This window comes from Fulvimarina fulva, from assembly GCF_039652615.1.
Lineage (GTDB): Bacteria > Pseudomonadota > Alphaproteobacteria > Rhizobiales > Rhizobiaceae > Fulvimarina.
On record NZ_JBDJAC010000005.1, the window covers coordinates 1 to 26,028 of the forward strand.

Below are 26,028 nucleotides of genomic sequence, written 5' to 3' on the forward strand. Positions count from 1 at the left end.
GGAAGGGCTCAAAGTCCCACAGAAGCAACCGAAGAGAGGCCGGCTCTGGCTGAATGACGGATCGTGCATCCGTCTGCGACCGGAGTATCCCAACCATGTCTGGTCCTATGACTTCGTGGAAAGCCGGACACATGACGGAAGGAAGTTCCGCATGCTGAATGTTATCGACGAGTTCACCCGTGAAAGCCTGGCGATCCGGATCGATCGGAAGCTGAACTCGATCAACGTCATTGATGTCCTGACGGACTTGTTCATTCTGCGTGGTCCGCCCGGACATGTGAGGTCGGACAATGGCCCGGAGTTCATCGCGAAAGCGGTCAGGGAATGGATCGTCGCGGTCGGTTCGAAGACGGCGTTCATCGAGCCCGGCAATCCGTGGGAGAACGGCTATTGCGAGAGCTTCAATTCCAAGCTCCGGGACGAGCTTCTGAACGGTGAGATCTTCTACTCACTCGCCGAGGCTAAAATCGTGATCGAAAGCTGGCGCCACCACTACAACACGGCACGTCCGCATTCATCGCTCGGGTACCGGCCGCCGGCTCCAGAAGCCGTTCAATGGCCGGCGCCGCTTAACGGACCGGCGTCGCCGACCACGCCAGCCGTGGCGCAGAGGCCGACAATGCACTAAGATTCACCCCGGACCACCCGGTAGGGGCAGGCCACGTCAGCTCCACGACACAGTGAGACACGATCCAAACGGGCGGGCAAGCCAATGCAATCGCGATCATCTCTCATGGTTTTCGCGAAATTGGCGGTGAAGCAAAGGCCTGCTTCACCGACCGATATCCGCTCCAACCTCAAGCGGCGAGGTTGTAGCCGACTCGCTGGCTGCCGGACAGGATGAAACCGGCCACCTTGGCATCGAGCGTATGCGCCTGCTCGGAAAGATTGGTGGTGGCAGCGGTCGACTGCTCGACCATCGCAGCGTTCTGCTGGGTGGTCATATCCATTTGAAGAATTGCCTGATTGACCTCCGCGATCGCACTCGATTGCGACTGTGCCGAGGATATCATCGCCTGCATCTCCCGATGGACCGTCTCGATCTGCTGCAGGATGGATTCGAGCGACACCCCGGTCTGTTCAGACAGAGCAACACCGTTGTCCACCTCGGTCACGGAACGGGCGGCCAGTTCCTTGATCTGCTTGGCGGCACCGACCGAGCGCTGGGCGAGTTCTCGCACTTCGCTGGCGACGACGGCGAACCCCTTGCCGCTCTCCCCGGCTCGAGCGGCTTCGACGCCGGCGTTCAGCGCCAGAAGATTGGTCTGGAAGGCAATCTCGTCGATGACGCCGACGAAGCGGGTGATCTCTTCCGAGGAGGCCGCGATGGCCCGGATCGCCGCGACAGTCTCCTTGACGACGGCATTCGAGCTTTGGGTTTCCTTCGCGGCCTTGGCGACGATGCCTCCCGCCAACTCGGCTCGCTTCGTGCTGCTTGCCACCGTTTGAGAAACCTCGCTCAGCGCTGCCGCCGTTTGTTCCAGGGCTGCGGCCTGTTGTTCGGTGCGCCGGGAAAGATCGTCAGAGGCCATCTGCAATTCGCTGGTATTGCCACGCAGCGAACCGGACACCTCGGCAACCGCCTTCACGGCGTCGTCGAGCGAGGCGAGCGAGCGATTGAAGTTCTCGCGCAAAGGCTCGAACGTATCGGCGAACCGGGTCTTGATGCGATAGCTGAGATCGCCTTCCGAGAGGCGCTTCAACGCCGTTCCGAGCTCTTCGACGGCCAGCAGTGATGCAGCTGCGGTCTCTGCCCTTTCGGCCTCGTTCGCGGCTCTGACGCGGTCGCGCTCTGCGACCCGCGCGGCTTCCTCGTCCCGTTCCTTGATGGCGCGCTCTTCGGTCTGGACGATGATGCCGCGAACGGTCCGCGCCATTTCGCCGAGCTCATCCCGTCTCGTATCGTCGATACCGCGCATCTCCGCGCTTCCCTGCAGCAAAGCCTTCAAGCTGTCCGTCAGGGCCTGTATTGGACGCGAAATCGAGCGGGCAAGAACCAGGGTCACGGCGGCGACGACGAGCGTGAGACAGACAACGATCACAGCAAGCTTGACAAATTCAGCATAGGCCTGATTACCCAAAGCAACAGCGCTCGCTTCGATGCGGTGGATTGTTTCTTCGGAAAGCTGTCGCATAACGTTGATACGGTTTGTTGCGATTTCAAACCACTTGGCTGCATTTTGTGTCGACAAATCCGTGTATCGACCATTTGCAACCATCTCCCGCCGCAGGGCGATCATAGCCGTTCGCGAAGTTTCAAGTCGCCTTCGGGCGTCATCGGCTGTTTCTGGACCGACACCTTGGTAGTAGAGGTCTATCAGTGCATCCTCTTTGCCGCCCATTTCAATGAAACGGAAATATTGATCCGGCGAAAAGCGGGCGGCGCTGATCGCACCTGCGCCGAGGCCCCGTTCCTGCCCGGCAAACTCTTTGGCCTTCAAGAGCAGGGTGAAATCCGCAAGCGGCGCCGCGATCTTCATTTCGTCGATAGCGTGATGAAGGGAGACAGAAAGGGCGGTCAAACCATCAATGAGGTCGGTATAGAATTTAAAGCTTTCCGCTGCCGTAATGGTCGACGCATCGATCCGGGCCCGGATTTTCTCCATTCCGTCATGTGTCATCGGGTCTATGCGCGCCATCAGGGGCGCGGCGTATTGATCGCCGACCTTTTCGATTGCGTGCTCGGAATTCTCGAAATCCTCGTGGACTTCGTGAGTGACGACACGCGCCTTTTGCATCGCCTCACCCATCTGTGTCCCGCCGCTGCCGATGAAAGCTGCCGTCGTCCCGCGCTCGACCTGCAGCGCGTGGATGAGGTTTGCGACAATTTCGATCTCCATAGTCGCGTCACGAAGATCGTACATGTGGTGATAACGCGTCCAAGAAGCACGCAAATCCGATTGTGCCACGAAGATGAGGAGTGCGGCGGGTATTAAAAGCGTTGCAGCCAAACGGATGCCAACGGGGATATCTCTCAGGCGCATGGCTCACGTCCTCTTACGCGCATAACGACTTAAACGTGTGAATTTTGAGGTTTCTAATTCGCTTTGCTTATATTTTTTATTTGTTAAAAATGCCTTATTTTATGATGGCTTTAGATGTGGAGTTCAATTCAGAGTCGCTGACCTGCGCTGGAGACATTGGCGAAACGCCGTGCTCGAGACGGAAGAAAGGCGCGATTCTGACACAAGTTTACGACGTCGATCTTTTTTCGGCGCGTTTTGCGAGCGTCTCATAAAGGCGCAGGCGTGCAGGATTGCCGGGCGGCGACCGAAGGAGCTTTGCTTCCCGCGATGCGGGCATCAGGCTGAAATAACTGGCGGGCGTAAACTGCCGCTGCCAGCATTTGTCCGGCGTTTGGCTCAGGCGCCGTTCGGGCTCCCGGCGGACCTTTGAAACCGTTGGCTTCATATGCCCCTTGGTATGACAGGGCGTCCGGCTCATGCAGCCGGCTTTCTCATGAAAACACACCGCACAGACGCGTTCGTGAAAACCGTCACCGCGAAGCGATCGAACGGGTTACCACACGCTGGAGGACGCTTCGCCTCATCTCGCGCGACTCGGTCATGAAGCCATCTGATGGATGGCCTTCTGCGTCCTCCCGAAGGTCATATTGCGGACTGTGATCCGAGGATTCACTATTCCGCGCCGGCTGTCTCCCGGATCTCGTGGGCAAGTTCGGCGGGCAGTTCCAGCCGCGCGGCGAGGAGATCGAGATAGGCGCGCTCTGCCGGGTGGTCGGCGTCGATCGCCAACACCGAGACTGTATAGATTTCCATGGCGACTTCGGGGGTCTTCGCTTCGGCGGCGAGATCGTCCACCGTTTTCGGGCGGCGAAGTTCGTCCATGACGAGGGCCTTTTCGTCGCTCGCCATTTCCATGTCATCGATCTTGCCGAAGATCGCCTTTTCCTCGTCGGCATCGATATAGCCGTCGGCCTTGGCGGCGGCGATCATAGCCGAGAGCATCAGCCGGGCGCGGTCGTCCTCCTCGCCCGATGGCATGAAGGCGGTGCCGTGGGGTTCAGGCACCTCATCGGGACTTTGTGTGGATGGAAGGCTTTGCACAGGTTCTGCGCCGGGCAGCGCGGTGGCGCCGGATTTCGTCTGGTAATTCTGATAGGCCTTATAGGCGAGCCCCGCGACGAGCGCGGCGCCGCCAAGCTTTAGCGCGCTGCCGCCGAAGGACTTTGCGCGCTTCTTCTTGAAGAGCTGGGACGCAAGCCCGCCGACGACCGCGCTCGTCACCATGGAGCCACCCCGCCCCTGCAGCATACCGCCGACCTGATCGATCAGCGAGCCGCCCGAGCTGCCGCCCTTTGGCACGTCACCCGCGCGACAAGGATTGCGGTGGGACGACGAGCCCTGCGTCTGGCTGCCGAGGAAATCGGAGAGAAGGCGCTGGATATCCATGGGTCGGGTCCTCGATTGGTGTATCGCTGACCCCGGATATCGAAACGACCGACGCGATTGGCAATACCGCGAGGGCAGCCGGATCGCATGCGTCTACTGCTTATCCTTGCCCATCGGCTCCAGCGAATGCTTCTTGATGAGCGGGTACTGGGTCAGCATGAAGATGATGGTTATCGGCATCGTCGCCCAGACCTTGAAGCCAACCCAGAAATCGGTCGAGAAATTGCGCCAGACGACCTCATTGAGAACGGCGAGGAAGATGAAGAACAGGCCCCAGTTGAGCGTCAGCTTGCGCCAGCCCTCGGCATCCAGCTTGAACGCCTGATCGAACACATAGCCGAGAAGCGATTTGCGGAAGAAGAGGCCGCCCAGGAGAATGGCCGCGAAAAGCCCGTTGACGATGGTCGGCTTCATCTTGATGAAGGTCTCGTCCTGCAGGTAGAGGGTCAGCCCACCGAAGACGAGAACGACGATGCCCGAAACGAGGGGCATCATCGGCAGGGTTCTCTGAATGGCGTAGGAAACGGCGAGCGAGATCGCCAGCGCCGCCATGAAGAGCGCCGTCGCGATGAAGAGCGGACCGCCGAGTTCCTGAAGCACTGGAAAGGTCTTCGCCAATTGCTCGCCGCGATTGTTGGCGAAAAAGAAAACCACAAGGGGCCCCAGCTCCAGCGCGAATTTGAGGAGCGGATTCATCTCCTTCTTCGCCGGGTTGCCCGGCCCGCGTTCTATGATGCGATCGGCCATGAATGAATTCTCTTCGCTCTTCAATGCGTATCACCACCTCATATCGGCGGTGTTCGCGGCATTTCGAAGTCGTTTGCAACAAATGGGCTGAATTTCGCCAAGCCCGCTTCCTATATCCTGGCCAGCGTCAAACCACACCGGCATGAGCAAAGCGAGACCGATGCGAGAAATTTCCGATCACGACGATGGCTCACGCTATGGCAGAGGCCGCGTTTCCCACCGTGTGGAGCGCTTCCTCGGCGGCTCGCCGCTGGGCGTCGGCATCCGCCTCATTCTCATGTCGATCTTCGTCGGCCTGCTTCTGTCCTGGTTCGAAATCTCGCCGAGAAGCGTGGTCAACTGGTTCGTCGACACCTTCAACCGCGTCGTCAATGTCGCATTTGGCTCGATCGACAACGTCATCACCTATTTCCTGCTGGGCGCGGTGATCGTCGTACCGATCTTCATCGTCATGCGCATTATGAAGATGGGCGGACGCGGGCGGTATTGATGGTTCAGTCGGCGCTGGCCCTGAGCGCGGCACCCGCAGCAACCGGGCCCAGAGTGCCGAAAAACAGTGTCAGCGCGCTGAGGATGAGGAAAGGCGAAAGGAACGGGTCGGGCTCGTTCACCGCGCCGTAGCTCGCCGAGACGCCGAAGATCAGCACCGGGATCGCCAGCGGCAACACCAGCACCGACACGAGAAGCCCGCCGCGTGGAAGCGCGACGGCAACGGCGGCACCGACGGCACCGATAAACGTGATGGCCGGCGTTCCGACGAGGAGCGTCAGCGTCGCCGCTGCAATGGCATCCGGCTCCATCGCCAGGAACAGGCCGAGAAACGGCGCAGCGACCACGAGCGGGAGGCCGCTCGCGGTCCAGAGCGCAGCGCATTTGGCAAACACCACCGCCACCATGGGCGTCTGACCCATGATGAGGAGGTCGAGAGTTCCGTCGTCGCGATCGGCCTGAAACAGGCGATCGAGGGTGAGAAGCGTCGAGAGCAGCGCGCCGATCCAGAGAATCGCAGGACCGATCCGCGACAGCAAATTGAGGTCCGGGCCGATCCCGAACGGGACCGTCGCAATGACGGCGAGAAAGAAGATGACGCCGATCATCGCGCCGCCACCGCCGGAGATGGCAAGCCTCAGATCCCGGACATAAAGGGCCGAAAGCGATCTCACAGCCAGCCCTCCGCTTCGGCGAGTTCGTCCTCGCTCAGCATGGCGGAGGGAGCTGGCAGCGCCTTGCTTGATGTCTTTGCGAGATCGAGACGCTTGGCACTTTCAAGACCGAGCGGCTGATGGGTAGCCGCGATGACGACGCCGCCCGCCGCGAGATACCGCTCCATCAGCCTGCCGAAGAGAACCTGCGCTTCGGCGTCGAGCGCAGCGGTCGGCTCGTCGAGCACCCAGACATCGCGCGGTGCGACGAGGAGGCGCGCGAGCGAGGCGCGGCGCTGCTGGCCGGCGGAGAGATAGCCGAACGGAAGCGCGCTCAGATCCGGAAGGCCGACGGCCGAGAGCGCCTCCGCATTTTCGACACCATCGCCTGCGAGCCGCAGGGTCTTGCGCCAGAAATCGAGATTGCGGCCGACGGAAATGCCGGGCTTCATGGCATTGCGGTGGCCGACATAATGGGCGATCTCGGCGATCGAGCGGGCGTCCTCGCCATCCGCGGCCAGCGCGCCCTCAAGATGGATGCGGCCGCTCAAGGGATGAAGAAGGCCTGCGAGCGTGCGCAGGAGCGTCGATTTCCCCGCGCCGTTGGGACCCGTGACGACAAGCCCCTCGCCTGCCGAGAGCGAAAAGTCCAGCGGACCGGCGGCAACCGTCCGGCCGCGCCCGACACTCAGCGCTTCCGCCGCGATCGTCAGCATGAAAGTATCGTCAAAACGTCCCGCCCTTCATGGACAGAGGGATTAGCGTCTTCCGAGGCGCAGGGCCAGTCTGGCGCCGAGAGAAACGCCTGCGAAGACGAGAAGCAGCACGAAGAAAATGCGGTCGCCATAGGTCCGGTAGATCGTGACGACCGTCTCCGCGGGCAGGCTGGCGACGAGATTGCCGGTGACGCCAAGGCCAAGGCCTCCGATTTCGCGCCCGAATGCGTCCGTCACGACGGAGATGCCTGTGTTGGCGCTTCTCACCAGCGGCAAGCCAAGCGCGACGGCCGTCACATTCGCCATGCGCAGATGCTGGTAGGGACCGGGCGTGTCGCCGTACCAGGCGTCGTTCGTGACGTTCAGAATGAAGCCGGGTGCCGGCTCGCCGACCTTGATTTCCGACGGGAAGATGATCTCGTAACAGATGAGCGGCAGATAGGGTGGCGCGTCCTCCAGCGGCACCGGCTCCAGCATGGGGCCTGCGGAAAAGCCGCCCGGCATGTTGACCAGGTTCGAGATGCCCCAGGATTCCAGAAGATCCTGAAAGGGAAGATATTCGCCGAAGGGAACGAGGTGCACCTTGTCGCTGGCGTTCTTTATCGTCCCCTCGTCGTCGATGACGTAGATCGTGTTGTAGACGCGCTGCCGGCCCTCTTCCGAGCGATCGACGCGGGCAGCGCCCGCGATCAGCGTTTCGCCGGCCGAAAGCGTATCGGCGAGACGGGAGATCGCGTCCGGCCGGTCGGTCAGCACGAAGGGGAAGGCCGTTTCGGGCCAGATGATCAGGCGGCGCGGCGCATTTTCCTGGCCGGCACCCCTCCCCTCGGGCGATCCGGGCGACGCCTCCTTCGACAGCGTCAGATCGATCAGCTTGTCGAAATTCTTCTCGGCGATCTCCGGGTCCCATTTGAGACTCTGGAGAATGTTCGGCTGGACGAGCTGAAGCGCGACGGTCTGGTTGAACGTGGTCGCATTGGTCTCGAGCCGCCAGATGCCGTAGCCGAGATCTGAGATGAGGATGAGGACGGCGAGCGCGACGACCGGCAAGCGGCCGCGACGATCCACGAGAACAGCCGGCGCGGAGAAGACGAGAACGGCAAGAACGGTGAGGCCGCCAACGCCGATCACGCTGACGCTTTGCATCAGGACGGCATGGCTAGCCGCCATGTAGCCGATCTCGTTCCACGGAAAGCCGGTGAGGATGAAGGAGCGCAGCCACTCGGCAAAGCCGAACGAGGCGGCAAGACCAAGAATGCGCCAGGCCGAATCCGACCAGAACAGGCGTGACAGGACCGCCGCGAGGCCGAAGAAGATAGCCAGCACCGCCGGCAGGCCGAGAACGGCGAGCGGCAAAAACCAGATAAAGCTGCCCGCATCCACCAGGAGCGCTGCGCCGAGCCACCAGAGGCCGGAAACGAAATAGCCGAAGCCGAAGAGCCAGCCGATCATGAAAGGCTGGCCGAGACGGCGGATGCGTCCGGCCTCGACATCGACGCCAACGCCATCCAGCAGCCAGACAAGAACCGGAAAGGCGATGAAACCGGCGAAGGGAAAGTCCAGCGGCGCAAGCGCGGCTGTCGCGGTGGCACCGGCAAGGAGCGCGATCAGCGCGCGGCGCCAGCCGGACGCGAGGATCAATCGGCCTGCCAGACGGTCGAACAGCGACCGCCTCTCCATGACGCCGGCACTAGCCAAGTTCTATCACCTAGGATGATCCGCTTCGCTTAAAGGGTCCGAGCCATGGCACGAATCGCCATGGTCGGATCGTTTTTAAGCCGCCGGGCTTTTGCGAAACAAGCTGGGCGACATCGATTACGATGCCGCCGCGAGACCTTCGACGATACGGCGACGCTTCTCGCCCTGGCGGAAGCGCACGATCCGGACGCGTTTGACACGCCTCGGATCAGCCTCGAGCACCTGGAACTCGAATCCCGGCACGGCCTGAACCACCTCGCCGCGCGTCGGCACGCGCCCGAGTTCGGAAAAGAGAAGTCCGCCGATTGTATCGGCCTCTTCCTCGTATTCCGACACATCGAAATCCTCGCCGATCATCGCCTTGACCTCATCGAGGCCGGCACGGGCATCGGCGGTATAGATGCCGTCGCCCGCCAGACGGATCATCGGGGCCTCGTCGTCATGTTCGTCCTCGATATTGCCGACGACCATCTCGATGACGTCTTCCAGCGAGACGAGACCGTCGGTGCCGCCATATTCGTCGATGACGAGGGCCATCTGCGTTCGGGTCGCCTGCATGCGGGCCATCAGGTCCGAGGCGGGCATGGACGGTGGAACGAACAGAACCTTGCGCAGGATGCCGAGGCTTTCGACCGTGCGTGCGAGGTTGATCTGGCGCAGGTCGAGACCGGATTTCGGCTTCTTGTCCTTGTCCGAGCCGTTGGTTCCGGACGAGCCGTTGGCATGTCCGTTCCCGTTCGACCGCCCGTGAACGCCGCCATTGCGGCCGCGAGCGGGCCGCGCGACGCGGGTGATATGGCCGACCACGTCGCGGATGTGAATCATCCCGCGCGGATCATCGAGGCTTTCGCCATAGACCGGCATGCGCGAATGGCCGCTCGACTCGAACAGCTTCATCAGGTCGCCGAGAGTCATGTTGATGTCGGCCGCCTGAATATCGGCGCGCGGCACCATGATGTCCTCGACTCGCACCTCGCGCAGGGCCAGGATGTTGTTGAGCATCGCCCGTTCCTCGGGCGAGAAGTTGTCGGCACCGTCCTCGTCGTCGTTGGGCTGGGAGAGCGCCTGGGTCAGATCCTCGCGCATGAGCTTGGGCATGCGCGGGCGAAATCGCCACAAGACGTTGGAGAAGAAGCCGTCGCGGCTCTTCGCCTCGCCTTGCGGCCGACTTCGGTCTTCGCCGGAAGCAGGCTCGGCTTGAGGCCCGGCGTGTTGATCTCCGCCTTGATCGCCGGCTGTGCCGGACTGCGCGGTGGCATTCGTGGAAGTGTTCATTTCTCGTTTGATCGTTAAGTCAATTCGTCGGCATGGCGGCTGGGCCTCATGCGACACCGGCCTTTCCCTCGTCGCGATTATCGCGCGAAGGGTCTAAATCCGCAACGTCATATGGGTCCGGGATCCCGAAACCTGCAAGAATGGATGTCTCGAGGGCTTCCATCTCTTCGGCTTCGTCGTCCTCGATGTGGTCGTAGCCGAGACAATGCAGGAAACCGTGGACCAGAAGATGGCGGGCGTGATTCACGAATGGTTTCGCTTCGCTCAGCGCTTCCCGCTCGCAGGTCTCGAAGGCGAGGATCAGATCGCCGACGAGCGGACCGGGCCGATCGCCGGGTTCGAGTTCGACCATCGGGAAGGACAGGACATTGGTCGGTTTGTCCTTCTCGCGCCATTCCCGATTGATCTCGCGAACCGTTTCGTCGTCCGACAGCGTGACGGAAAGTTCGCTCACGAAATCGGCCGGAAAGTCGAAGCGAAGCGCGACCTCGTCGAGCGTTTTAGAGATGAAAGCCTCCGGATCGCCGAGCGCCGTATCCCAGCGCTTGTCCTCCATGGCGAGCGCAAGCGACACCCATGTTTCCCCGGCTGTTGCCGCCATTCCGCTATCGTCACCGGGCTCGGTCATAGGATGAGGAGCGGCGCTCATTCGCCGGCGGACTTGCGTGGATGCCGTTCGATGCTGGCGCTCGTGGGCGCGCGTCTGGCAGCATCGCCCTCATAGGCTTCGACGATCGACTGAACCAGCGGATGGCGTACGACATCGGCCGCCTTGAAGCGGACCGTGACGATCTTGTCGACGCCGTCGAGCACCCGCAAAGCCTCGACCAGACCGGAGACCTGGCCTGGCGGCAGATCGACCTGGGAGGGATCACCGGTAACCACCATGCGCGCATTCTCGCCAAGCCGCGTCAGAAACATCTTCATCTGCATCGATGTCGTGTTCTGGGCCTCGTCCAGAATGACGGCAGCGTTCGACAGCGTGCGCCCGCGCATGAAGGCAAGCGGCGCGATTTCAATCGCACCGGCGGCGAGCGCGCGTTCCACCTTTTCGGCCGGAATCATGTCGTAAAGCGCGTCGTAGAGCGGACGGAGATAGGGATCGACCTTCTCCTTCATGTCGCCCGGCAGGAAGCCAAGCCGTTCGCCGGCTTCGACGGCGGGACGCGACAGAATGATTCGATCAACCGCGCCGCGTTCAAGCAGCATGGCGGCATGGGCGACGGCGAGATAGGTCTTGCCGGTGCCTGCGGGACCAACGCCGAAGACGAGTTCCGCCCGGTCGAGGGCGCGCATATAGGCGTCCTGCGTCGGCGTGCGTGCATGGATCGTGCGGCGACGCGTCGAGATTTGCGCCAGTGACATCCGGCCCTTTGTTTCGAGCGTCGGCAGATCGAGCTGGTCATCGAGGGCGACGGCCATGCGGATCGCGCCTTCCACATCCTTCACACCGATTTCGGCGCCGGACTGAAGCCGCTCGTAGAGGCTTTCCAGCGTGCGGCGGGCCTGTTCGGCGGCCATCGGCTCGCCGCGGATCTCCACCTGATTGCCCCGCGCGGCCGCATCGAGTTTCAGCTTCTGTTCAATGACCGCCAGATGCTCGTCGAACTGGCCGAACAGGGCGCCGGCCAGACGGTTGTCTTCGAAAGTCAGCAGGATGTGCGCCATGTCGGACGCGCCCGTTCGATCTGACTTTTCGCGGGTGTAGCTCAAGCAACGGACCTCATGGTGGGAGCCTCGGAGGAAGAGGTAGGAATTGCCGAGGGTTTTGTCATGCCCTCGGCGAGAAGCGAATTCGGACCGGTCGACGTGATGGTCGCATCGACGATGTCGCCGATCGCCCCCATGCCCTCGGGCAGAACGACAGGCTGGAGGTAGGGCGAGCGGCCCGCGATCTGTCCGGGATGACGGCCCGGCTTCTCGATGAGAACGCTCAGGGACTTGCCGACAAGGCTTTCGGCGAACTCTGCCTGATGCTCGCGCAGGAGCGCATTCAGCTCCTGAAGCCGAGCATCCTTCACAGCCTCTGCGATATGGCCGTCCATTTCTGCACCGGGCGTGCCGGGACGCGGCGAATATTTGAAGGTGAAGGCGGAGGCATAACGCACCTCGCGCACGAGGCGCATCGTTGCCTCGAAATCGGCATCCGTCTCGCCCGGAAAGCCGACGATGAAATCGCCGGAAAGCGCGATGTCGGGCCGGGCCTCGCGGATCGTGTCGAGCACCCGCAGATAATCGTCCGCCGTATGCCTGCGGTTCATCGCCTTCAGGATCGTGTCGGAGCCCGACTGCACCGGCAGATGCAGATAGGGCATCACGCTCGCCAGGTCGCGATGGGCGGCGATCAGCTCGGCATCCATGTCGCGCGGATGGGAGGTCGTGTAACGCAGCCGTGCGATACCGGGAACCTCCGCGAGACGATGAAGTAGACCGCCGAGACCGATCGGGCGCCCGGCTTCGTCCTCGCCGTCCCAGGCATTGACGTTCTGACCAAGCAGCGTGACCTCGCGGACGCCGGCCTCGGCAAGGGACCTCGCCTCGGCGATAATTTGGGCAAAAGGCCGCGAGACCTCGGCACCGCGCGTGTAGGGCACGACGCAGAAGGTGCAGAACTTGTCGCACCCTTCCTGAACCGTGAGGAAGGCCGTGACGCCGCGCGACCTGATCTGGCGGCGTTCTGATTGTGGAAGCGCCTCGAACTTGTCCTCGACGGCGTATTCGGTCTCGACCACTTTCTCGCCGCCAGCGGCGCGGGCAAGAGCCTGCGGCAGGCGATGATAGGTCTGCGGCCCGATGACGAGATCGACGACCGGCGCGCGGGCGATGATCTCGCGGCCCTCGGCCTGGGCAACACATCCGGCGACCGCAACTTGCGTCGAAAGCCCGCGCGTCGCGCGCTCGGCCTTCAGATCCCGGATACGCCCGAGTTCCGAATAGATCTTTTCGGCCGCCTTCTCCCGGATGTGACAGGTGTTGAGCAGGACGAGGTCGGCTTCCTCGATCACCGATGTCGGCTCATAGCCTTCGCCGGACAGGGCATCGCCCATGCGCTGGGAATCGTAGACGTTCATCTGGCAGCCATAGGTCTTCACGAAGACCTTACGCGTATTCGTGCGGGCCGTTTCCGGCTCGCCTCCTTGCGCGGTTTCTGCCCGGAGATCGTTCGTCGTCAGTGCGCCGTCTTCCATATCGCCTTTTCGACCGTGCTCGGCCTTGCTAGCCCACAACGGGCACAATGCCGAAAACGATCCAAATCCCTGTTCGATCCTTCGATTTCCGGTCGTCTTAGTCTTGTTGTCCCTCGCCGTGCAAGCCGTCAGGGGCGCGCTGGCCGAAAGCCATCAGCGCCGTCTCGTGACGAGCTTGCCCGCCAGGGCATCAGCAAGCAAGCGCCTCGCTTCCACTTCGCACTGTTTTGCGACGATCTTGCGATTGCTGTGGGGCGTAAAGCGGATCGGCTCGCCGAACGCGACCGTCGCATCGACACGCCCTTCGATAAGAAACCGGGTGAGATGGGGAAGAAGCTCGACATCGCCGGGCCAAGCGGCGAGAGGACGCCCCGAGCGACCGAGCGGAAAGCCACGGGAATGGGTATAGGCAATGACGACCGGCTGAATCTGAACGCTCCCACTCTCGGAATTCTTCAGGGAGGCCTGAGCCGCGCCGAAAAGCGCGGTCTTATAGATGCGAATTTCGTTGCCGTCGGAGGTCGTCCCCTCGGCAAAGAGCACCATCACGTCGCCGGCCGTCAGGCGCTCCGCGATCGCGTCCGTCTGCTTGCCGGTTTCCCCGCGCGCCTGCCGCTTCACGAAAACCGTGCGCTGTAAAATAGCGAGCCAGCCGAAGATCGGCCAATCCTTCACCTCGGACTTGGCGATGAAGGAGAGCGGAAGGACCGAGCCGAGGACGGTGATATCCGCCCAGGACACATGGTTCGACACGAGGAGCAAAGGGCGATCGCGGGACGGCGTGCCCGCAACATGAACGCGGATGCCCGTCACCTTCGCCGCAACCCGCTGCCAGACCATCGGAATGCGGTTCGCGAGCTTCCAGCCACACGCCATGGCCAGCGCCTGAGCCGGAAGCAGAACGAGGGTCGTCGCCAGGAGGGCGGCGATGACCCATGCAATCCGAAGCTTTGCGATCATCGCCGCTCGGCGCTTTTGGAATGGAGCATCGGTGAACGCGTCAATCGAGCTGGCGGCTGAGCGTCAGCGCGCTGGTACGCTTGCCGTCGGCCTGTGCGTAATAGGCCGGCCGGCGGCCTGCTTCCACAAAGCGGAGGCCCCGATAAAGTGCCAATGCGCCGGTATTGGTCTCGTCGACTTCGAGATGGATGACCTTGGCGCGCTCGGCATGAAGATGGGCGAGAACCGTATCCATCAAAAGGCGACCGACCCCGCGACCGCGCGCCTCTTTCGCCACCGCGATCGTCAAGATCTCTGCTTCCCCCTCGATCAAACGGGCGAGCACGAAACCAAGCGGCGCCGTACCGGGCGCGCCGATCCGACGTGCGGCAAAGCCGAAAGAGCCCTTCTGGAACAGGAGAGAGCCGAGCTCGTCGCCCGACCACGGCTGAAGGAAGGCTTCGGCATGAAGCCGGGCCGCATCGTCGAGATCCTCGTCGGCGAGAGGAGTCGCAACGATTTCACCACGCTGAATCAAACCGTTCATGAATGAAACGGACCAAATCCAAGGCAGCATCCAGTACATCGCACGTCCTTTCGACCGGCGGATTCGATCGGGCAGTCAGCTTGCGCCATTCGCCCCGTCTCCTTTTGACAGAATGTTCGCGAAAGGCACTTGTCTGCAAGAGCCGCATTTTAGGATAAATCCGACAGGCTTAATACCGGCAGCTACGAAGCCGCCCAACGGACGGGATTGCCTCTTCGGATAATATGCGTTCGTGGCACGACATGCCGCTGCGTTCAGGCTGTATCGGCAAAAAGGCTGAAGGGACGCGAGGGCGGTTTGGCGTCCGCTGTTCTGAGGTAGAGCGGCTTGACGTCCCGCAGATATCGGCCGGCGGCAGCGAGCCGCGCGACGGTCTCGATATCGACTTCGCTGTCGCCGTTCACGATTTCAGCGCGGCTCGCCCCGAGGACCTCGGCCGCGATAGCGGCACCCGATCCGGTCAGCTGTATGCGCCCGGTACAGGCCGAGACGAAGTCGGCAAGAGCATCTGGTTCGATCGCTACCGGGGATCTCAGAACGCTGCCATCGGCGCACATAAGGACAGCATAAACCTCGCCGCGCTTGGCATCGTGAACGGCCAGAACCGGGGCGTCACGGCGAATAGCCGCCGCCATCGCTTCCAGTGTCGTGATCCCGAGTGCCGGGATCCCCAGAGCAAGTGCATAACCGCGCGCCGCCGCGACACCGACGCGAACGCCGGTGAACGATCCGGGCCCGATGGTGACGACGAGTTTGGAAATGTCTGGAAACGAGCAGCCGGCTTTGCCGAGCACCGCATCGATCACGGCCGGCAGACGCTCCGCGTGGCCTCGAACGATCCGCTCGGTGCGCGCGGCGAGAAGGCGATCCTCCAACACGTCGAAAACGGCCGCCGAACAGTCGTCGAGGGCCGTATCGATCGCAAGGATCAGGCGGTCGTCAGGTTGAGGCATCGAGGAAATGGAAGCCGCCGGAAATCAGGCCGCTTCGACTTCCTCGACCTCGGGCACGAAGTGACGCAGAAGGTTCTGGATGCCGTGCTTCAGGGTTGCCGTCGAGGACGGGCAACCCGAACAGGCGCCACGCATATTAAGATAGACCGTGCCATCGCGATAGCCGCGGAAGGTGATGTCGCCGCCATCCTGGGCAACCGCCGGACGAACGCGCGTCTCGATCAGCTCCTTGATGGTCGCGACCGTTTCCTCGTCACCCTCGTCGAAGAATTCCTCACCCGGCTCATGATCGGCCGCCGAGGTTTCCGCCATCACCGGCCGGTTGGCGACGAAATGCTCCATCAGGCCGGCGAGGATCGCGGGCTTGAGATGAGCCCAATCGCCCCGATCCTTGGTGACGGTCACGAAATCGAAGCCGAAGAACACGCCCGTCACACCCTCGACTTCAAAAAGCCGAGCTGCAAGCGGAGAGCGCTGGGCCGCCTCCTCGATGGTCGTGAATTCTTCGGTGCCCTGCTCCAGGACGACGCGTCCGGGCAGGAATTTGAGGGTCGCCGGATTCGGCGTGACTTCGGTCTGGATGAACATCGCTCGATCCTTTTGCCGCCATTGATCCTGAGACGGACGACGGCGCTCTTTGGAATTGTTCTAAACTTAATGCCGATGCCCGCTCGGTGCAAGCGGTGCTCCGGCGCGTCGACCTCACGGCCCGCGATCAGGTCAGGCTCGCCAGTTCCTCGTCGTCGAGCGAAGCCGGGATGATCGTGACGGGAATGGAATATCCGGCTCCTTTGCCCACGGCGCCCATGACCAACGGGCCCGGACCTTCCTTACCGTCGGCTGCCGCCAGAACGAGAATGGCGATTTCCTTGTCGTCCTCGATCACCTTGCCGATCTCGGGCACGACCTCGCCTTCGCGCACCAATGTCTCGGGTTCGATGCCGACCTTCACGCGCAAATTTTCGGCGATCCGATCGAGCCGGGTGCTCGCTTCTTCCAACGCCTCGGCGCGCATGATCTCCTCGACGCCGAGCCATTGCCCCTCGAACTCGCCGGATCGAACGACGTAGAGGAAGACGGCTGCACCGCCGGATGTCTTTGCGCGCCACGCGGCATATTCAGCGGCGCGCAGGCATTCCGGCGTATCGTCGATGATCGCCAGAAACTTGCGTTTGCCGCCTTCACGGGGACCTATGCGTCTCGATACCATACTCGCTAGATGGCAGGCTTACCGGCCAAGGGCAAGCCGGTCTTTTCGCTCATCGCCATCAGTCGTGCAGCATGCCGATGATGTCCTTGACGTCGCGCATCGTCTTTGCGGCGATCTCGTTGGCCTTGTCTCCGCCCGCCTTGAGCACGGCATCGATATGGCCCGGATCGTCGAGGAGCCGTCGCATCTCGCCCGTCACCGGGCCGAGCGCCGTCACCGCAAGCTCAACGAGCGCAGGCTTGAATTCCGAGAATTGCTTGCCGCCGAACTGGGCGAGCACCTGATCGCGCGTCTCGCCGGACAGCGCGGCATAGATGCCGACGAGATTCTCCGCCTCCGGACGGCCCGCGAGGCCCGCCGCTTCCGAGGGAAGCGCATCGGGATCGGTCTTCGCCTTCTTCACCTTGCGCGCGATGGCGTCGGCATCGTCGGTGAGATTGATGCGCGAGAGATCGGACGGGTCCGACTTCGACATCTTCTTCGAGCCGTCCTTGAGGCTCATCACGCGAGTCGCCGGCCCTTCGATGATCGGGTCGGTGATCGGGAAATAGCCGTGGACGACCTCGTCGCCCATCTGGATCTCGCGGCCGAGGCCGGTCTTCTCGATGCGGTCGGAAAAGTCATTGTTGAACTTGATGGCGATGTCGCGGGTCAGTTCCAGATGCTGCTTCTGATCGTCGCCGACCGGCACATGGGTTGCGCGGTAGACGAGGATATCCGCCGCCATCAGCGAGGGATAGGCGAGAAGGCCGAGGGAGGCGTTCTCCCGGTCCTTTCCGGCCTTGTCCTTGAACTGGGTCATCCGGTTCATCCAGCCGATGCGGGCGACGCAGTTGAAGATCCAGGCGAGTTCGGCGTGGCCGGAGACGCGGCTCTGGTTGAAGATCACCGCGCGCTCCGGATCGATCCCGGCGGCGAGATACGCAGCCGCGATAGAGCGCGTCTGGCTCGCCAGATCGTCCTGCACCAGCTTGGCCGTGATCGCGTGAAGATCGACCACGCAGAAGAGACAGGGCATCTCCTCCTGCATGGCGACGAACTTTTTGATCGCGCCCAGATAATTGCCGAGATGAAGATTGCCGGTCGGCTGGATGCCCGACAGGACGCGCGGCGCGAAATCGCTCATTCCGGCATACTCCCGATGACGAAAAGCTGTGGAAGATCATTCCCTGAAGAACGCGGCGCTTATGAACGAGCGTGCGGACAGGATCAAGTCGCCTCGCGCCGATGAGGCCGGCCGCGAGGGTTCAGACGGTCACCGACCAGACGAAGCTCTCCGAAGCGCCGGGGTCGAGCGTCAGGATACCGGGCTTGTCGAAGATGTCGCCGTCCCAGCCCTCCGGGCTCGCCATGGAATACCAGGGCTCGATGCAGACGAAGGGCGCGCCACCGGGCTTCGACCAGATGCCGAGATCCTTGTAGCCATCCCAGGAGACCGTCAGCGCGCGGACCAGATTGCCGTCGGCCGAAATCGCTTCATAGGTGACCGAGCGGCTGTCGAGGCCCGGCATGACGAGAGCATCTTTCTCGAAGAGCGTCTCCGAAAGCGGCAGCACCGCGCCGTCGAATGGCAGCGGATGGGAATCGGTCAGAAGGCCGCCTTCGACGCCCCTCGCCTTTCCGGTCTCGCGGTGCTCGAAGATGATCCGGTGCTGGTCTTTCCGAACGCCGTCCGCCAGGGGCCAGGCAAACCCCGGATGGGCGCCGATGCCGCAAGCGATCGGCGTCTTGCCGGGATTGGTCACCTTCGTGCGAACCGACAAGGTCGTCCCGATGGCTTCCACATGGACATCGAGGACGAACGGGAACGGATATCGCTTGCGCGTCTCATCATCGTCGGTGAGGCGCAGGGCAACGCTTCGCTCGTCCTCTTCGATCACCTCGAAGGCCATGTCGCGGGCGAAACCATGCTGGGTGAGCGGATAGGACTTTCCGTCGTGATTGAGGTGATCTCCCGTCAACCGTCCGACGACGGGAAACAACAGCGGCGAGTGGCGTGGCCATTCGGGGCCGGCCTGCCAGAGCAGTTCATGCCCGTCCTTGTCCTTCAGGCTGCGGAGTTCCGCTCCAATGCGGCTGACGACGGCGGTGACGCCGTTGCTTGCGATTTCAAACGTCCGGCTCACCGGGCTCTCCTTGTCAAGAATCGTCAACCGCCCGCAAGAAGTGCAAAGGCGATCATGAACATGATCAGTCCGATGAGGCCGTCCAGAACCCGCCAAGCCGCCGGTTTGACGAAAAGCGGGCGCAAGAGACGGGCACCGTATCCAAGCGAGAAGAAGAACACGAACGAACTTGTCACCGCGCCGAGACCGAAGAAGAACGCACGACCGTCGAATTGGCTCGCGATCGACCCCAATAAAATCACCGTGTCGAGATAGACATGCGGATTGAGGAAGGTGAAGGCGAGACAGGCGAGGATCGCCGTCCTGAGACTGGAAGTCGTCTCCCCCTCGGTCGCCATCCCCTCTTCACCACCGCGATAAGCGGCCCAAATGCGTGTCGCCCCGTACCAGACGAGGAAGGCCGCGCCGAACCAGCGCATGTAGATCTCGACACTGGGCAGAATTTCGGAAACGGTGGTGAAGCTCGTGACGCCGAGGGTGATCAGAACCGCGTCCGAAAAGGCACAGGTCAACACGATCGGCAGCACATGCTCGCCTTTGAGGCCCTGGCGAAGGACGAACGCATTCTGCGACCCGATCGCGAGGATCAGGCTGAACGCCGTCATGAAACCTATAAGTGCGGCTGACAAACTGGGTAGCAAAACGTAGGATCCGCTGGAAGGAGACGTCTTTCAGGGGGCTTTTAGCCAGATGGTTGATCATCCGCTATCGCCGGGTCGCAGGATAAACCTTGACCGAGGCATAAATGGATGGCCGGAAACATCATTTTCGCCTTATCAGAGCCGTCGTGTTCCTGTAATCATGTTCCCGCGCCCGCATCGCGGCGTTCCTGCCTGCAATCCCTAACGATCTTCGCGCGAAAGGCACGCTTACTCGAATCATGCCAAAACGCCGGAGACAGACCGCTGCCTTACCCTACCGACGGTCTCCCGACGGTGACCTCGAAGTGCTGCTCGTGACATCGCGCGATACCGGGCGCTGGGTGCTGCCGAAGGGCTGGCCGATGCCAGGCAAGCAGCTGCGCCGGGCAGCCGAGATCGAGGCCTATGAGGAAGCAGGTGTCGTGGGCAAGACGACGAAGCGTCCGATCGGCACCTACGATTACGACAAGGTCATTAGCCGCAAAAAGCGCACGCCTTGCCGCGTCCACGTCTTTGCGATGCCCGTCGAGGACCTTCTCGACGAGTGGCCGGAACACGAACAGCGACGCCGCGAATGGTTCGCGTACAAGGATGCCGCGAAAAGCGTGGACGAGAAGGATCTGCGCTCGCTGTTGGGCAAGCTGGATAACGTCCTGGATTAGAGTACAGGGTGATAAGTCTGATGCTCTAAAACCGCCGGACGAATGAATTGACCCGTTGGGCCAGTCCACGCCCGGCAAACGGCTCAAACGCCGCTCGGGCTGCCGACGACCCATGAAACCGATGGTTTCAAAGGTCCGCCGGTATAAGGTAGAAATCCTCAGGCCTCCGCGCTCTTCTCTCCATCGGCGTTTACGGCATCCGGATCGCCGACAAGCGCCACGAACCGTTCGCGAACGGATGCCGTGATCGCGTCGAGTGCCTCGGCGATCCCGGCCGCGCCCTCCACATCGAACTCCCGCGCAATGCGGTCGATCAGGCGCGACGGCAGGCCTTCGATCTCGTTCGTGCCGGCGGGGGCCAATCGCGCAAGCTGCGTGACGGAGGAAAGTTGCTGCTTGGCGCTGGCGAGCGAGATATCTCCGCTCCCGCCGTTCTCGCTCTCGAAATTCGCCAGGATATCCGCCGTCTCGCGCCCCGGAACGGCTGGTGTGCGGCCGCTCAGTTGCGCCCACTGTGCGATAAATTCGAGATCGACAAGACCACCCGGCCGAAGCTTCAGGTCGAGCGGCCCGCGTGCAGGCTTGTCGCGGCCGATCCGCCCGCGCATGGCAACCACATCATGGCTCACCGCAGCCGGATCTGTCTCCCGCGAGAGAAGCTCGGCGATCATCTCCATGACGGCATCCTGCATCTCGCCGTCGCCGGCCAACGTGCGAGCCCTGGTCAACGCCATGCGCTCCCACGTCCAGGCGTCCTTTTCCTGATATTTGCGGAAGGCGGCGAGACGCGTTGCGAGCGGGCCGGCATTGCCGGACGGGCGCAGGCGGAAATCCACCTCGTAGAGGGTGCCTTCACGCATGGGCGAGGTCAGCGCCGCAATGAGCCGCTGGGTCAGCCGGGTGAAATAGACCTGGATCGCAAGGGGCCGGTCACCATCGGAGGTCTCCGCGTCCTCGTCGTGATCGTAGAGCAGGATGAGATCGACATCGGAGGAGGCCGTCAACTCGCGGCTGCCGAGGCGGCCCATGCCAAGAAGCGCGATCCGCATGCCCGGCACGCGGCCATGGGCTCTGGAAAACTCCTCGACGACCGCGATCAGAAGCGCATTGAGAACGACGTCGGCAATGTTCGAAAAGGTGGGTCCGGCTTCGGCGAGATCGACGACGCCGGACAACATGCGCGCGCCAACGAGAAACCGCTGCTCGGAGGCGAAGATGCGCAGGCGCGCGAGAATGTCCTCATAGCCATCGGCATCTTCGAGAAAGCCGTCCAGTCTGGTCTTCATCAGGTCGCGATCGGGCACTTCGTCGAAGAAGGCCGGGTCGAGCAGCGCATCGAAGACATGGGGCCGCTGGGCAAGCGTCGCGCTCATGGACGGAGCGGCCGTCAGGATGAGAAGCAACAGATCGAGCGTCTTCGGATTGGACGCGATCAGCGAAAAGAACTGGATGCCGGACGGAAGACCCGCGAGGAAACTGTCGAAGGCTGCGACCGTGCCGTCCGGGTCTGGCGCGTCGGCGAAGGCTTTCAGGAGCGCCGGCAGGACATCGGAAAGACGCTCGCGGGCTTTCTCGGTCCGGGTCGCGCGGTAGCGTCCGTAATTCCACGAACGGACGACCCGCGCGACATCCTCCGGCCGGCTGAAACCCAGTGCCTTGACGGCGGCGAGACCCTCGGTGTCGGCCTCGTTGACGAGGAGGCGGAGGACGGCCTCCGGCTCGCCTTCCCCGTTCGCCTCGCGAGACCGACCCTCGTTGAAGAGATCGTTGAACTGCTGATCGACGAAGCGGAGGGTGCCGAGCAGGTCATGCTCGAAATCCTCGACACGCTCGAAGCCGAGAAGCCCGGCGATGCCCGCGAGCCCCTCGTCATCCTCGGGCAATTCATGGGTCTGCTCGTCGTCCACCATCTGGATGACGTGCTCGATTCGACGCAAAAACCAGTAGGCATCGAGAAGCCGATCCCGCTCGTCGTCGGTCAACCATTCGAATTTCGCAAGAAGCGTCAGGGCCTCATCGGTGCGGCGGGTTCGGAGCGCCGGGCTTCGACCGCCCGCAATCAGCTGCTGGGTCTGGACGAAGAACTCCACTTCGCGGATGCCGCCCCTGCCGAGCTTCACATTGTGGCCTGGAATAGTGATCTCGCCGAAGCCGCGATGGCGGTCGATCCGTGTCTTCATGTCCTGAATGTCGGCGATCGCGGCAAAGTCGAGATACTTGCGCCACACGAACGGCGCGAGCTCGGAAAGAAAGGCCTCGCCCACCTTGAAATCACCCGCCACGGTCCGCGCCTTGATCATAGCGGCACGCTCCCAGTTTCGTCCCGAGCCCTCATAATAGGTCATGCCCATGTCGGTGCTGATCGCGAGCGGCATTGCGCCGGGATCGGGGCGAAGGCGCAGATCGGTGCGGAAGACATAGCCGTCGCCGGTCCGCTCGTTGAGCAGGCGCACGAGGCGGCGGACGATCTTGGAGAAAGTGCCGACCGCTTCCATCGGATCGCTGGCGATTTCCAGATCGTCGTCGAAGAAGACGATCAGATCGATGTCGCTGGAATAGTTGAGTTCGCGGGCGCCGAGCTTGCCCATGGCAAGGATAAAGATGCTCGATCCCTCTTCGGGCGTCTCGGGGTTCGGCAGCTTCAGCTTGCCGGCCTTGTGAGCCTCGCGCAGTCCAAAGCGCAGGGCCGCGCGGATCGAGCCTTCGGCAAGCTTCGAAAGCGCCTCGGTCGTCTCGGCGGGAGAGGCCGCGCCGAAGAGATCGCGCAGGGCAAGAAGCAGCGATGCCTCCCGCTTGATCTCGCGCAGTCGCTTCATGATGGCGCTTTCGGACATGTCCGGTTCGGGAAGCGTGCCAAGTTCGGCAATGAGCGTCTCGAAACGCTGGTTGGCGTCCTCACTCAGGAGGCGATCGAGGATCGCGGGCCGCCAGAGGATCGAGGACCGCAGATAGGGCGACAGGGCCATCACCGCGCGAAGTGTCTCGGCATCCTCTGTACCGGATGCGCAGAAGTCCGCCAGAGCGGCGGATCCGGCCGCACGGGCCGCGTCCTCAAGTTCGGCAAGCCAGTCGCGGCCATCATCTGCGGAGAGAAGAACTCTCGGTCTGAGATCACCACCGATCTTCAGGCTGTGAGAACCCGCATTGTCAGGTGTCGCTGTCGTCATGTCCCGCGCCGTCCTTGGCCTGTTTTGGCAGTTCAAGAACGACTTTAAGACCCGGAGCCGCATCCTCAAGCTTCAAACGGCCACCATGAACGCCCGCGATCGCCTGGACGAGGGACAGACCAAGCCCGGAGCCCGGCATCGTGCGGCTCTCATCAAGCCGGTAGAAACGTTCGAGCACGCGCGTGCGCTTGTCCTCGGGAATACCGGCACCGTTGTCGGACACGCAGATGCGCGCGGCGTCCTCCGCTTCCTCGATCGCGATCGTCACCGTCATCGTGCCGTCCGGAGAGCCGCCGTATTTGAGCGCGTTGTCGACGAGGTTGGAAATGCCCTGGGCGATGAGCTCGCGGCTCGCCTCGATCTCGACCGGCCCGCCGGATGTGAAATGCAGCTCGGCGCCCGCTTCCTCGGCGAGCGGTTCGTAGAGCTCTTTCACATCGCCGGCGATGGCATCGAGATCGAGCTTCGCCTTCTGGATCGGATGGAACCCCGCCTCGACCCGCGAGATCATGAGGAGGGCGTCGAACGTGCGAATCATCTGGTCCGCATCGCCGATGATGCTGTCCAGATTGTCCTTCGTTTCCTCGGATTTCGCGGCGGCCTGCGCAGCCTCCGCCTTCGAGCGCAGGCGCGCCAGGGGTGTTTTCAGGTCGTGGGCGATGTTGTCGGACACCTGCCTGAGGCCCTGCTGGAGAACGGCGATGCGTGCGAGAAGAGCGTTAAGGTTTTCTGACAAACGATCGAACTCGTCGCCCGCCCCGACCACCGGCAGCCGCTCACCAAGATCACCGGCGAGAATTCGGCTCGAAGCCGCCGACATGTTATCGAGACGCATCAGGGCCCGGCGGCCGATGATGAACCAGGCGATGAGCGCCAAGACGCCCATTCCCGCAAGAGCGAGGATCAGCGCGGATCGAACGACCTCCTTGAAGCGGAGCGCATCGCTCTGGTCGCGCCCCACGAGAACGCGCATGCCGTTGGGCAGGGATACGACATCGGCGATCGCCCTGTGGTAGACGCCGGTATCGCCATAGCGCGAATAGCCGAACGCACCCGGCGTCGAACCGGCTTCATCGAGAACGCCGGCCTGGAGGCTCTCCACATTGCCGGCAATGATCCGCCCGGTGGCATCGGTTGCCAGATAAAGGCCCGCGCCCGGCTGGCGTGCCCGCCGGTCGATCGATCGCACCAGGCCGACAATGCCGGTCACGCGATAGATCTGCGCGAGTTCCGCCTTCTCCTCTTCGATCCCGGTGCGTGCCTGGGTCTCGATAATGTCGCTGGCGGTGTTGGTGACGTAGAAGACGAGGCCGGTGGCGCCGCACGCGAAGATCAGGAAATAAACGGCGGAAAGACGCACCGCCGTCATCTTCAGAAGGGCCTTGAGGCGTCGCACGATCGCGTCAGCCGCCGGCGCGCATGATGTAGCCGGAGCCACGGACGGTGTGGAGCAGCGGCCCGTCGAATTCGCGCTCGATCTTCGAGCGCAGGCGCGAGATATGAACGTCGATCACATTGGTCTGCGGGTCGAAGTGATAGTCCCAGACATTTTCCAAAAGCATGGTGCGCGTGACGACCTGACCGGCATGCTTCATCAGATATTCAAGCAGGCGGAACTCGCGCGGCTGGAGAATGATCGGTTTCCCGGCCCGGCGCACTTCATGGGACAGGCGATCGAGCTCGAGATCGCCAACCTGGTAGCTCGTCTCCACCTCGCCCGTCGCACGGCGCCGACCGAGCACTTCGGCACGGGCCAGGAGTTCCGACATTGCGTAGGGCTTGGTCAGATAGTCGTCGCCGCCGGCCTTCAGGCCTTCGACCCGGTCATCGACCTGACCGAGGGCGGAAAGGATGAGAGCCGGCGTATGGCTGCCGCTCTTGCGCAGATCGGCAATGACGGAGAGGCCGTCGCGCTTCGGCAGCATTCGATCGACGATGAGAAGATCGTATTCGCGTCCTTCGGCCATGTGGAGGCCTGTCTCGCCATCGCCCGCGTGGTCGGCGACATGGCCGGCCTCCTTCAGCGCTTTCGTCAGGTAGGAGGCCGTCTCCCGGTCGTCTTCGATGATCAAAATTCGCATAGCGCCGCTGCTTCGTCCTGGTTCCCGCGTGTCGGAAACCGGCGGCTCCGCGTCATCGCGAAGCGCTTCAATCTGCCGTCCTATAGGATGATGTCCATTCATAGAATTCCAACCCCGGATCGACCAGAGTTCCTTCCGGTTCGGCAAGCAGATGCCACGGGAGAGACCGGCCGATCCAGACGGCTTCTCGCATCAAAGCCCGCGCAGCGCGTCAGCGCCTTTGAAATCCGTCATCGCGAGGCGATTGAACGGATCAGATATGAGGGGGCGGCGGCGCGCATACACGGAGCCTGGAGGCGTCACGCGCAGCCGCCCGCGCTTCGAAAACAGGAGACAGGATACGCTAGCGAGTCTCCAAGCCCCTTCGAAGCGCTAACGGTTCGAACGTCTAAGGCCGCGCTGTGCCCTGGGGATGCAGCGATCGAACCGAAACGGAGTGCGAACGTCGGGAGGGGACCCGGCGTTCGCGTTTCGCGCGGAGAGGGGAAACACGCGCGAGATGGGAGGGGCTTGAATGCCGCTCT

At 62.5% G+C, this 26,028-nt stretch carries 24 protein-coding genes and 1 pseudogene; 3 read left to right on the forward strand and 22 right to left on the reverse strand.

The window, feature by feature from the left end; all coding sequences use genetic code 11:
- Positions 1-628: IS3 family transposase (locus ABDX79_RS08570; protein WP_346219870.1), on the forward strand; the 628-nt coding region annotated here is incomplete at its 5' end.
- 169 nt (positions 629-797) lie between these two features.
- Here ABDX79_RS08570 and ABDX79_RS08575 read toward each other — a convergent pair.
- From ABDX79_RS08575 to ABDX79_RS08590, 4 genes and pseudogenes are all read right to left on the reverse strand, one after another.
- Positions 798-2,042, reverse strand: coding sequence for a methyl-accepting chemotaxis protein (locus ABDX79_RS08575; protein WP_346219871.1), 1,245 nt, complete (start codon positions 2,040-2,042; stop codon positions 798-800).
- 120 nt (positions 2,043-2,162) lie between these two features.
- Positions 2,163-2,984 (reverse strand): annotated as a pseudogene (locus tag ABDX79_RS19690) (nitrate- and nitrite sensing domain-containing protein); the annotation flags it as partial.
- Positions 2,985-3,638: 654 nt separating this feature from the next.
- The gene (locus tag ABDX79_RS08585) at positions 3,639-4,412 is read right to left on the reverse strand and encodes a tellurite resistance TerB family protein (protein WP_346219873.1); all 774 of its coding nucleotides are present in this window, start codon (positions 4,410-4,412) and stop codon (positions 3,639-3,641) included.
- Positions 4,413-4,505: 93 nt separating this feature from the next.
- Positions 4,506-5,159 carry a septation protein A gene (locus ABDX79_RS08590; protein WP_346219874.1) on the reverse strand — a complete coding sequence of 218 codons (654 nt, stop codon included), beginning with the start codon at positions 5,157-5,159 and terminating at the stop codon, positions 4,506-4,508.
- Positions 5,160-5,319: 160 nt separating this feature from the next.
- On the opposite strand from ABDX79_RS08590, the gene ABDX79_RS08595 reads away from it, so the two are divergent.
- The gene (locus ABDX79_RS08595) at positions 5,320-5,649 is read left to right on the forward strand and encodes a DUF6460 domain-containing protein (protein WP_346219875.1); all 330 of its coding nucleotides are present in this window, start codon (positions 5,320-5,322) and stop codon (positions 5,647-5,649) included.
- A gap of 4 nt (positions 5,650-5,653) precedes the next feature.
- On the opposite strand, the gene ccmB is transcribed toward ABDX79_RS08595, so the two are convergent.
- From ccmB to ABDX79_RS08670, 15 genes are all read right to left on the reverse strand, one after another.
- Positions 5,654-6,322, reverse strand: a complete 669-nt coding sequence (gene ccmB / locus ABDX79_RS08600) for a heme exporter protein CcmB (RefSeq protein WP_346219876.1) — start codon at positions 6,320-6,322, stop codon at positions 5,654-5,656.
- Entirely contained in the window at positions 6,319-7,014 is a 696-nt protein-coding gene (gene ccmA, locus ABDX79_RS08605; protein ID WP_463671145.1) for a heme ABC exporter ATP-binding protein CcmA, read from the reverse strand. Before ccmA ends, ccmB begins: the two co-directional genes overlap by 4 nt.
- Before the next feature lie 45 nt (positions 7,015-7,059).
- The gene (lnt, locus tag ABDX79_RS08610; RefSeq protein ID WP_463671146.1) at positions 7,060-8,697 is read right to left on the reverse strand and encodes an apolipoprotein N-acyltransferase; all 1,638 of its coding nucleotides are present in this window, start codon (positions 8,695-8,697) and stop codon (positions 7,060-7,062) included.
- Positions 8,698-8,832: 135 nt separating this feature from the next.
- A complete protein-coding gene (locus tag ABDX79_RS08615) occupies positions 8,833-9,990 on the reverse strand; it encodes a hemolysin family protein (protein WP_463671139.1) in 1,158 nt (385 codons plus the stop codon).
- A gap of 46 nt (positions 9,991-10,036) precedes the next feature.
- The gene (ybeY, locus tag ABDX79_RS08620; protein ID WP_463671147.1) at positions 10,037-10,591 is read right to left on the reverse strand and encodes an rRNA maturation RNase YbeY; all 555 of its coding nucleotides are present in this window, start codon (positions 10,589-10,591) and stop codon (positions 10,037-10,039) included.
- 44 nt (positions 10,592-10,635) lie between these two features.
- Positions 10,636-11,658 (reverse strand): PhoH family protein, encoded by a 1,023-nt coding sequence (locus ABDX79_RS08625; protein WP_346220110.1) that lies wholly within the window; start codon positions 11,656-11,658, stop codon positions 10,636-10,638.
- Positions 11,659-11,699: 41 nt separating this feature from the next.
- Positions 11,700-13,061, reverse strand: coding sequence for a tRNA (N6-isopentenyl adenosine(37)-C2)-methylthiotransferase MiaB (gene miaB / locus ABDX79_RS08630; RefSeq protein WP_463671148.1), 1,362 nt, complete (start codon positions 13,059-13,061; stop codon positions 11,700-11,702).
- A 270-nt stretch (positions 13,062-13,331) separates the two neighbouring features.
- The gene (gene olsA / locus ABDX79_RS08635) at positions 13,332-14,138 is read right to left on the reverse strand and encodes a lyso-ornithine lipid O-acyltransferase (protein ID WP_346219881.1); all 807 of its coding nucleotides are present in this window, start codon (positions 14,136-14,138) and stop codon (positions 13,332-13,334) included.
- 40 nt (positions 14,139-14,178) lie between these two features.
- Positions 14,179-14,703: a GNAT family N-acetyltransferase gene (locus ABDX79_RS08640; protein WP_463671140.1), complete on the reverse strand. Its 525-nt coding sequence runs from the start codon at positions 14,701-14,703 to the stop codon at positions 14,179-14,181.
- A 215-nt stretch (positions 14,704-14,918) separates the two neighbouring features.
- Positions 14,919-15,617: a tRNA (adenosine(37)-N6)-threonylcarbamoyltransferase complex dimerization subunit type 1 TsaB gene (gene tsaB / locus ABDX79_RS08645; protein WP_346219883.1), complete on the reverse strand. Its 699-nt coding sequence runs from the start codon at positions 15,615-15,617 to the stop codon at positions 14,919-14,921.
- Between the two features lie 24 nt (positions 15,618-15,641).
- A complete protein-coding gene (locus ABDX79_RS08650) occupies positions 15,642-16,205 on the reverse strand; it encodes a NifU family protein (protein WP_346219884.1) in 564 nt (187 codons plus the stop codon).
- Positions 16,206-16,332: 127 nt separating this feature from the next.
- Positions 16,333-16,827, reverse strand: coding sequence for a universal stress protein (locus ABDX79_RS08655; protein ID WP_346219885.1), 495 nt, complete (start codon positions 16,825-16,827; stop codon positions 16,333-16,335).
- 58 nt (positions 16,828-16,885) lie between these two features.
- Positions 16,886-17,953, reverse strand: coding sequence for a tryptophan--tRNA ligase (gene trpS, locus ABDX79_RS08660; RefSeq protein ID WP_346219886.1), 1,068 nt, complete (start codon positions 17,951-17,953; stop codon positions 16,886-16,888).
- Positions 17,954-18,074: 121 nt separating this feature from the next.
- A complete protein-coding gene (locus ABDX79_RS08665; protein WP_346219887.1) occupies positions 18,075-18,953 on the reverse strand; it encodes an aldose 1-epimerase family protein in 879 nt (292 codons plus the stop codon).
- Between the two features lie 23 nt (positions 18,954-18,976).
- Entirely contained in the window at positions 18,977-19,558 is a 582-nt protein-coding gene (locus ABDX79_RS08670) for a LysE/ArgO family amino acid transporter (RefSeq protein WP_346219888.1), read from the reverse strand.
- A gap of 275 nt (positions 19,559-19,833) precedes the next feature.
- Here ABDX79_RS08670 and ABDX79_RS08675 point away from each other — a divergent pair, with 275 nt between their 5' ends.
- Positions 19,834-20,256, forward strand: coding sequence for an NUDIX hydrolase (locus tag ABDX79_RS08675; protein ID WP_346219889.1), 423 nt, complete (start codon positions 19,834-19,836; stop codon positions 20,254-20,256).
- Between the two features lie 158 nt (positions 20,257-20,414).
- Here ABDX79_RS08675 and ABDX79_RS08680 read toward each other — a convergent pair whose 3' ends face one another.
- From ABDX79_RS08680 to ABDX79_RS08690, 3 genes are read right to left on the reverse strand one after another with little or no spacing between them, the layout of a single operon-like run.
- Positions 20,415-23,423, reverse strand: coding sequence for a bifunctional [glutamine synthetase] adenylyltransferase/[glutamine synthetase]-adenylyl-L-tyrosine phosphorylase (locus ABDX79_RS08680; protein ID WP_346219890.1), 3,009 nt, complete (start codon positions 23,421-23,423; stop codon positions 20,415-20,417).
- Entirely contained in the window at positions 23,404-24,822 is a 1,419-nt protein-coding gene (locus tag ABDX79_RS08685; RefSeq protein WP_346220111.1) for a sensor histidine kinase, read from the reverse strand. The genes ABDX79_RS08680 and ABDX79_RS08685 overlap by 20 nt, the downstream gene beginning before the upstream one ends.
- Positions 24,823-24,826: 4 nt before the next feature.
- Positions 24,827-25,504 (reverse strand): response regulator transcription factor, encoded by a 678-nt coding sequence (locus tag ABDX79_RS08690; RefSeq protein WP_346219891.1) that lies wholly within the window; start codon positions 25,502-25,504, stop codon positions 24,827-24,829.
- Positions 25,505-26,028 lie beyond the last annotated feature (524 nt).

Coding starts and splice junctions, on each gene's coding strand:
- ABDX79_RS08625 (WP_346220110.1), bottom strand. CDS start 11,658: ATGGCGCACATCCTGCTGACTTTCGAAGACAACCGTCTGGCCGGCGCC.
- ABDX79_RS08650 (WP_346219884.1), bottom strand. CDS start 16,205: ATGTTCATCCAGACCGAAGTCACGCCGAATCCGGCGACCCTCAAATTC.
- ABDX79_RS08655 (WP_346219885.1), bottom strand. CDS start 16,827: ATGGTATCGAGACGCATAGGTCCCCGTGAAGGCGGCAAACGCAAGTTT.
- lnt (WP_463671146.1), bottom strand. CDS start 8,697: ATGGAGAGGCGGTCGCTGTTCGACCGTCTGGCAGGCCGATTGATCCTC.
- tsaB (WP_346219883.1), bottom strand. CDS start 15,617: ATGCCTCAACCTGACGACCGCCTGATCCTTGCGATCGATACGGCCCTC.
- ABDX79_RS08590 (WP_346219874.1), bottom strand. CDS start 5,159: ATGGCCGATCGCATCATAGAACGCGGGCCGGGCAACCCGGCGAAGAAG.
- ABDX79_RS08680 (WP_346219890.1), bottom strand. CDS start 23,423: ATGACGACAGCGACACCTGACAATGCGGGTTCTCACAGCCTGAAGATC.
- ABDX79_RS08670 (WP_346219888.1), bottom strand. CDS start 19,558: ATGACGGCGTTCAGCCTGATCCTCGCGATCGGGTCGCAGAATGCGTTC.
- trpS (WP_346219886.1), bottom strand. CDS start 17,953: ATGAGCGATTTCGCGCCGCGCGTCCTGTCGGGCATCCAGCCGACCGGC.
- miaB (WP_463671148.1), bottom strand. CDS start 13,061: ATGAACGTCTACGATTCCCAGCGCATGGGCGATGCCCTGTCCGGCGAA.
- ABDX79_RS08690 (WP_346219891.1), bottom strand. CDS start 25,504: ATGCGAATTTTGATCATCGAAGACGACCGGGAGACGGCCTCCTACCTG.
- ABDX79_RS08595 (WP_346219875.1), top strand. CDS start 5,320: ATGCGAGAAATTTCCGATCACGACGATGGCTCACGCTATGGCAGAGGC.
- olsA (WP_346219881.1), bottom strand. CDS start 14,138: ATGATCGCAAAGCTTCGGATTGCATGGGTCATCGCCGCCCTCCTGGCG.
- ABDX79_RS08675 (WP_346219889.1), top strand. CDS start 19,834: ATGCCAAAACGCCGGAGACAGACCGCTGCCTTACCCTACCGACGGTCT.
- ABDX79_RS08640 (WP_463671140.1), bottom strand. CDS start 14,703: ATGTACTGGATGCTGCCTTGGATTTGGTCCGTTTCATTCATGAACGGT.
- ABDX79_RS08615 (WP_463671139.1), bottom strand. CDS start 9,990: ATGAACACTTCCACGAATGCCACCGCGCAGTCCGGCACAGCCGGCGAT.
- ybeY (WP_463671147.1), bottom strand. CDS start 10,591: ATGGCGGCAACAGCCGGGGAAACATGGGTGTCGCTTGCGCTCGCCATG.
- ABDX79_RS08585 (WP_346219873.1), bottom strand. CDS start 4,412: ATGGATATCCAGCGCCTTCTCTCCGATTTCCTCGGCAGCCAGACGCAG.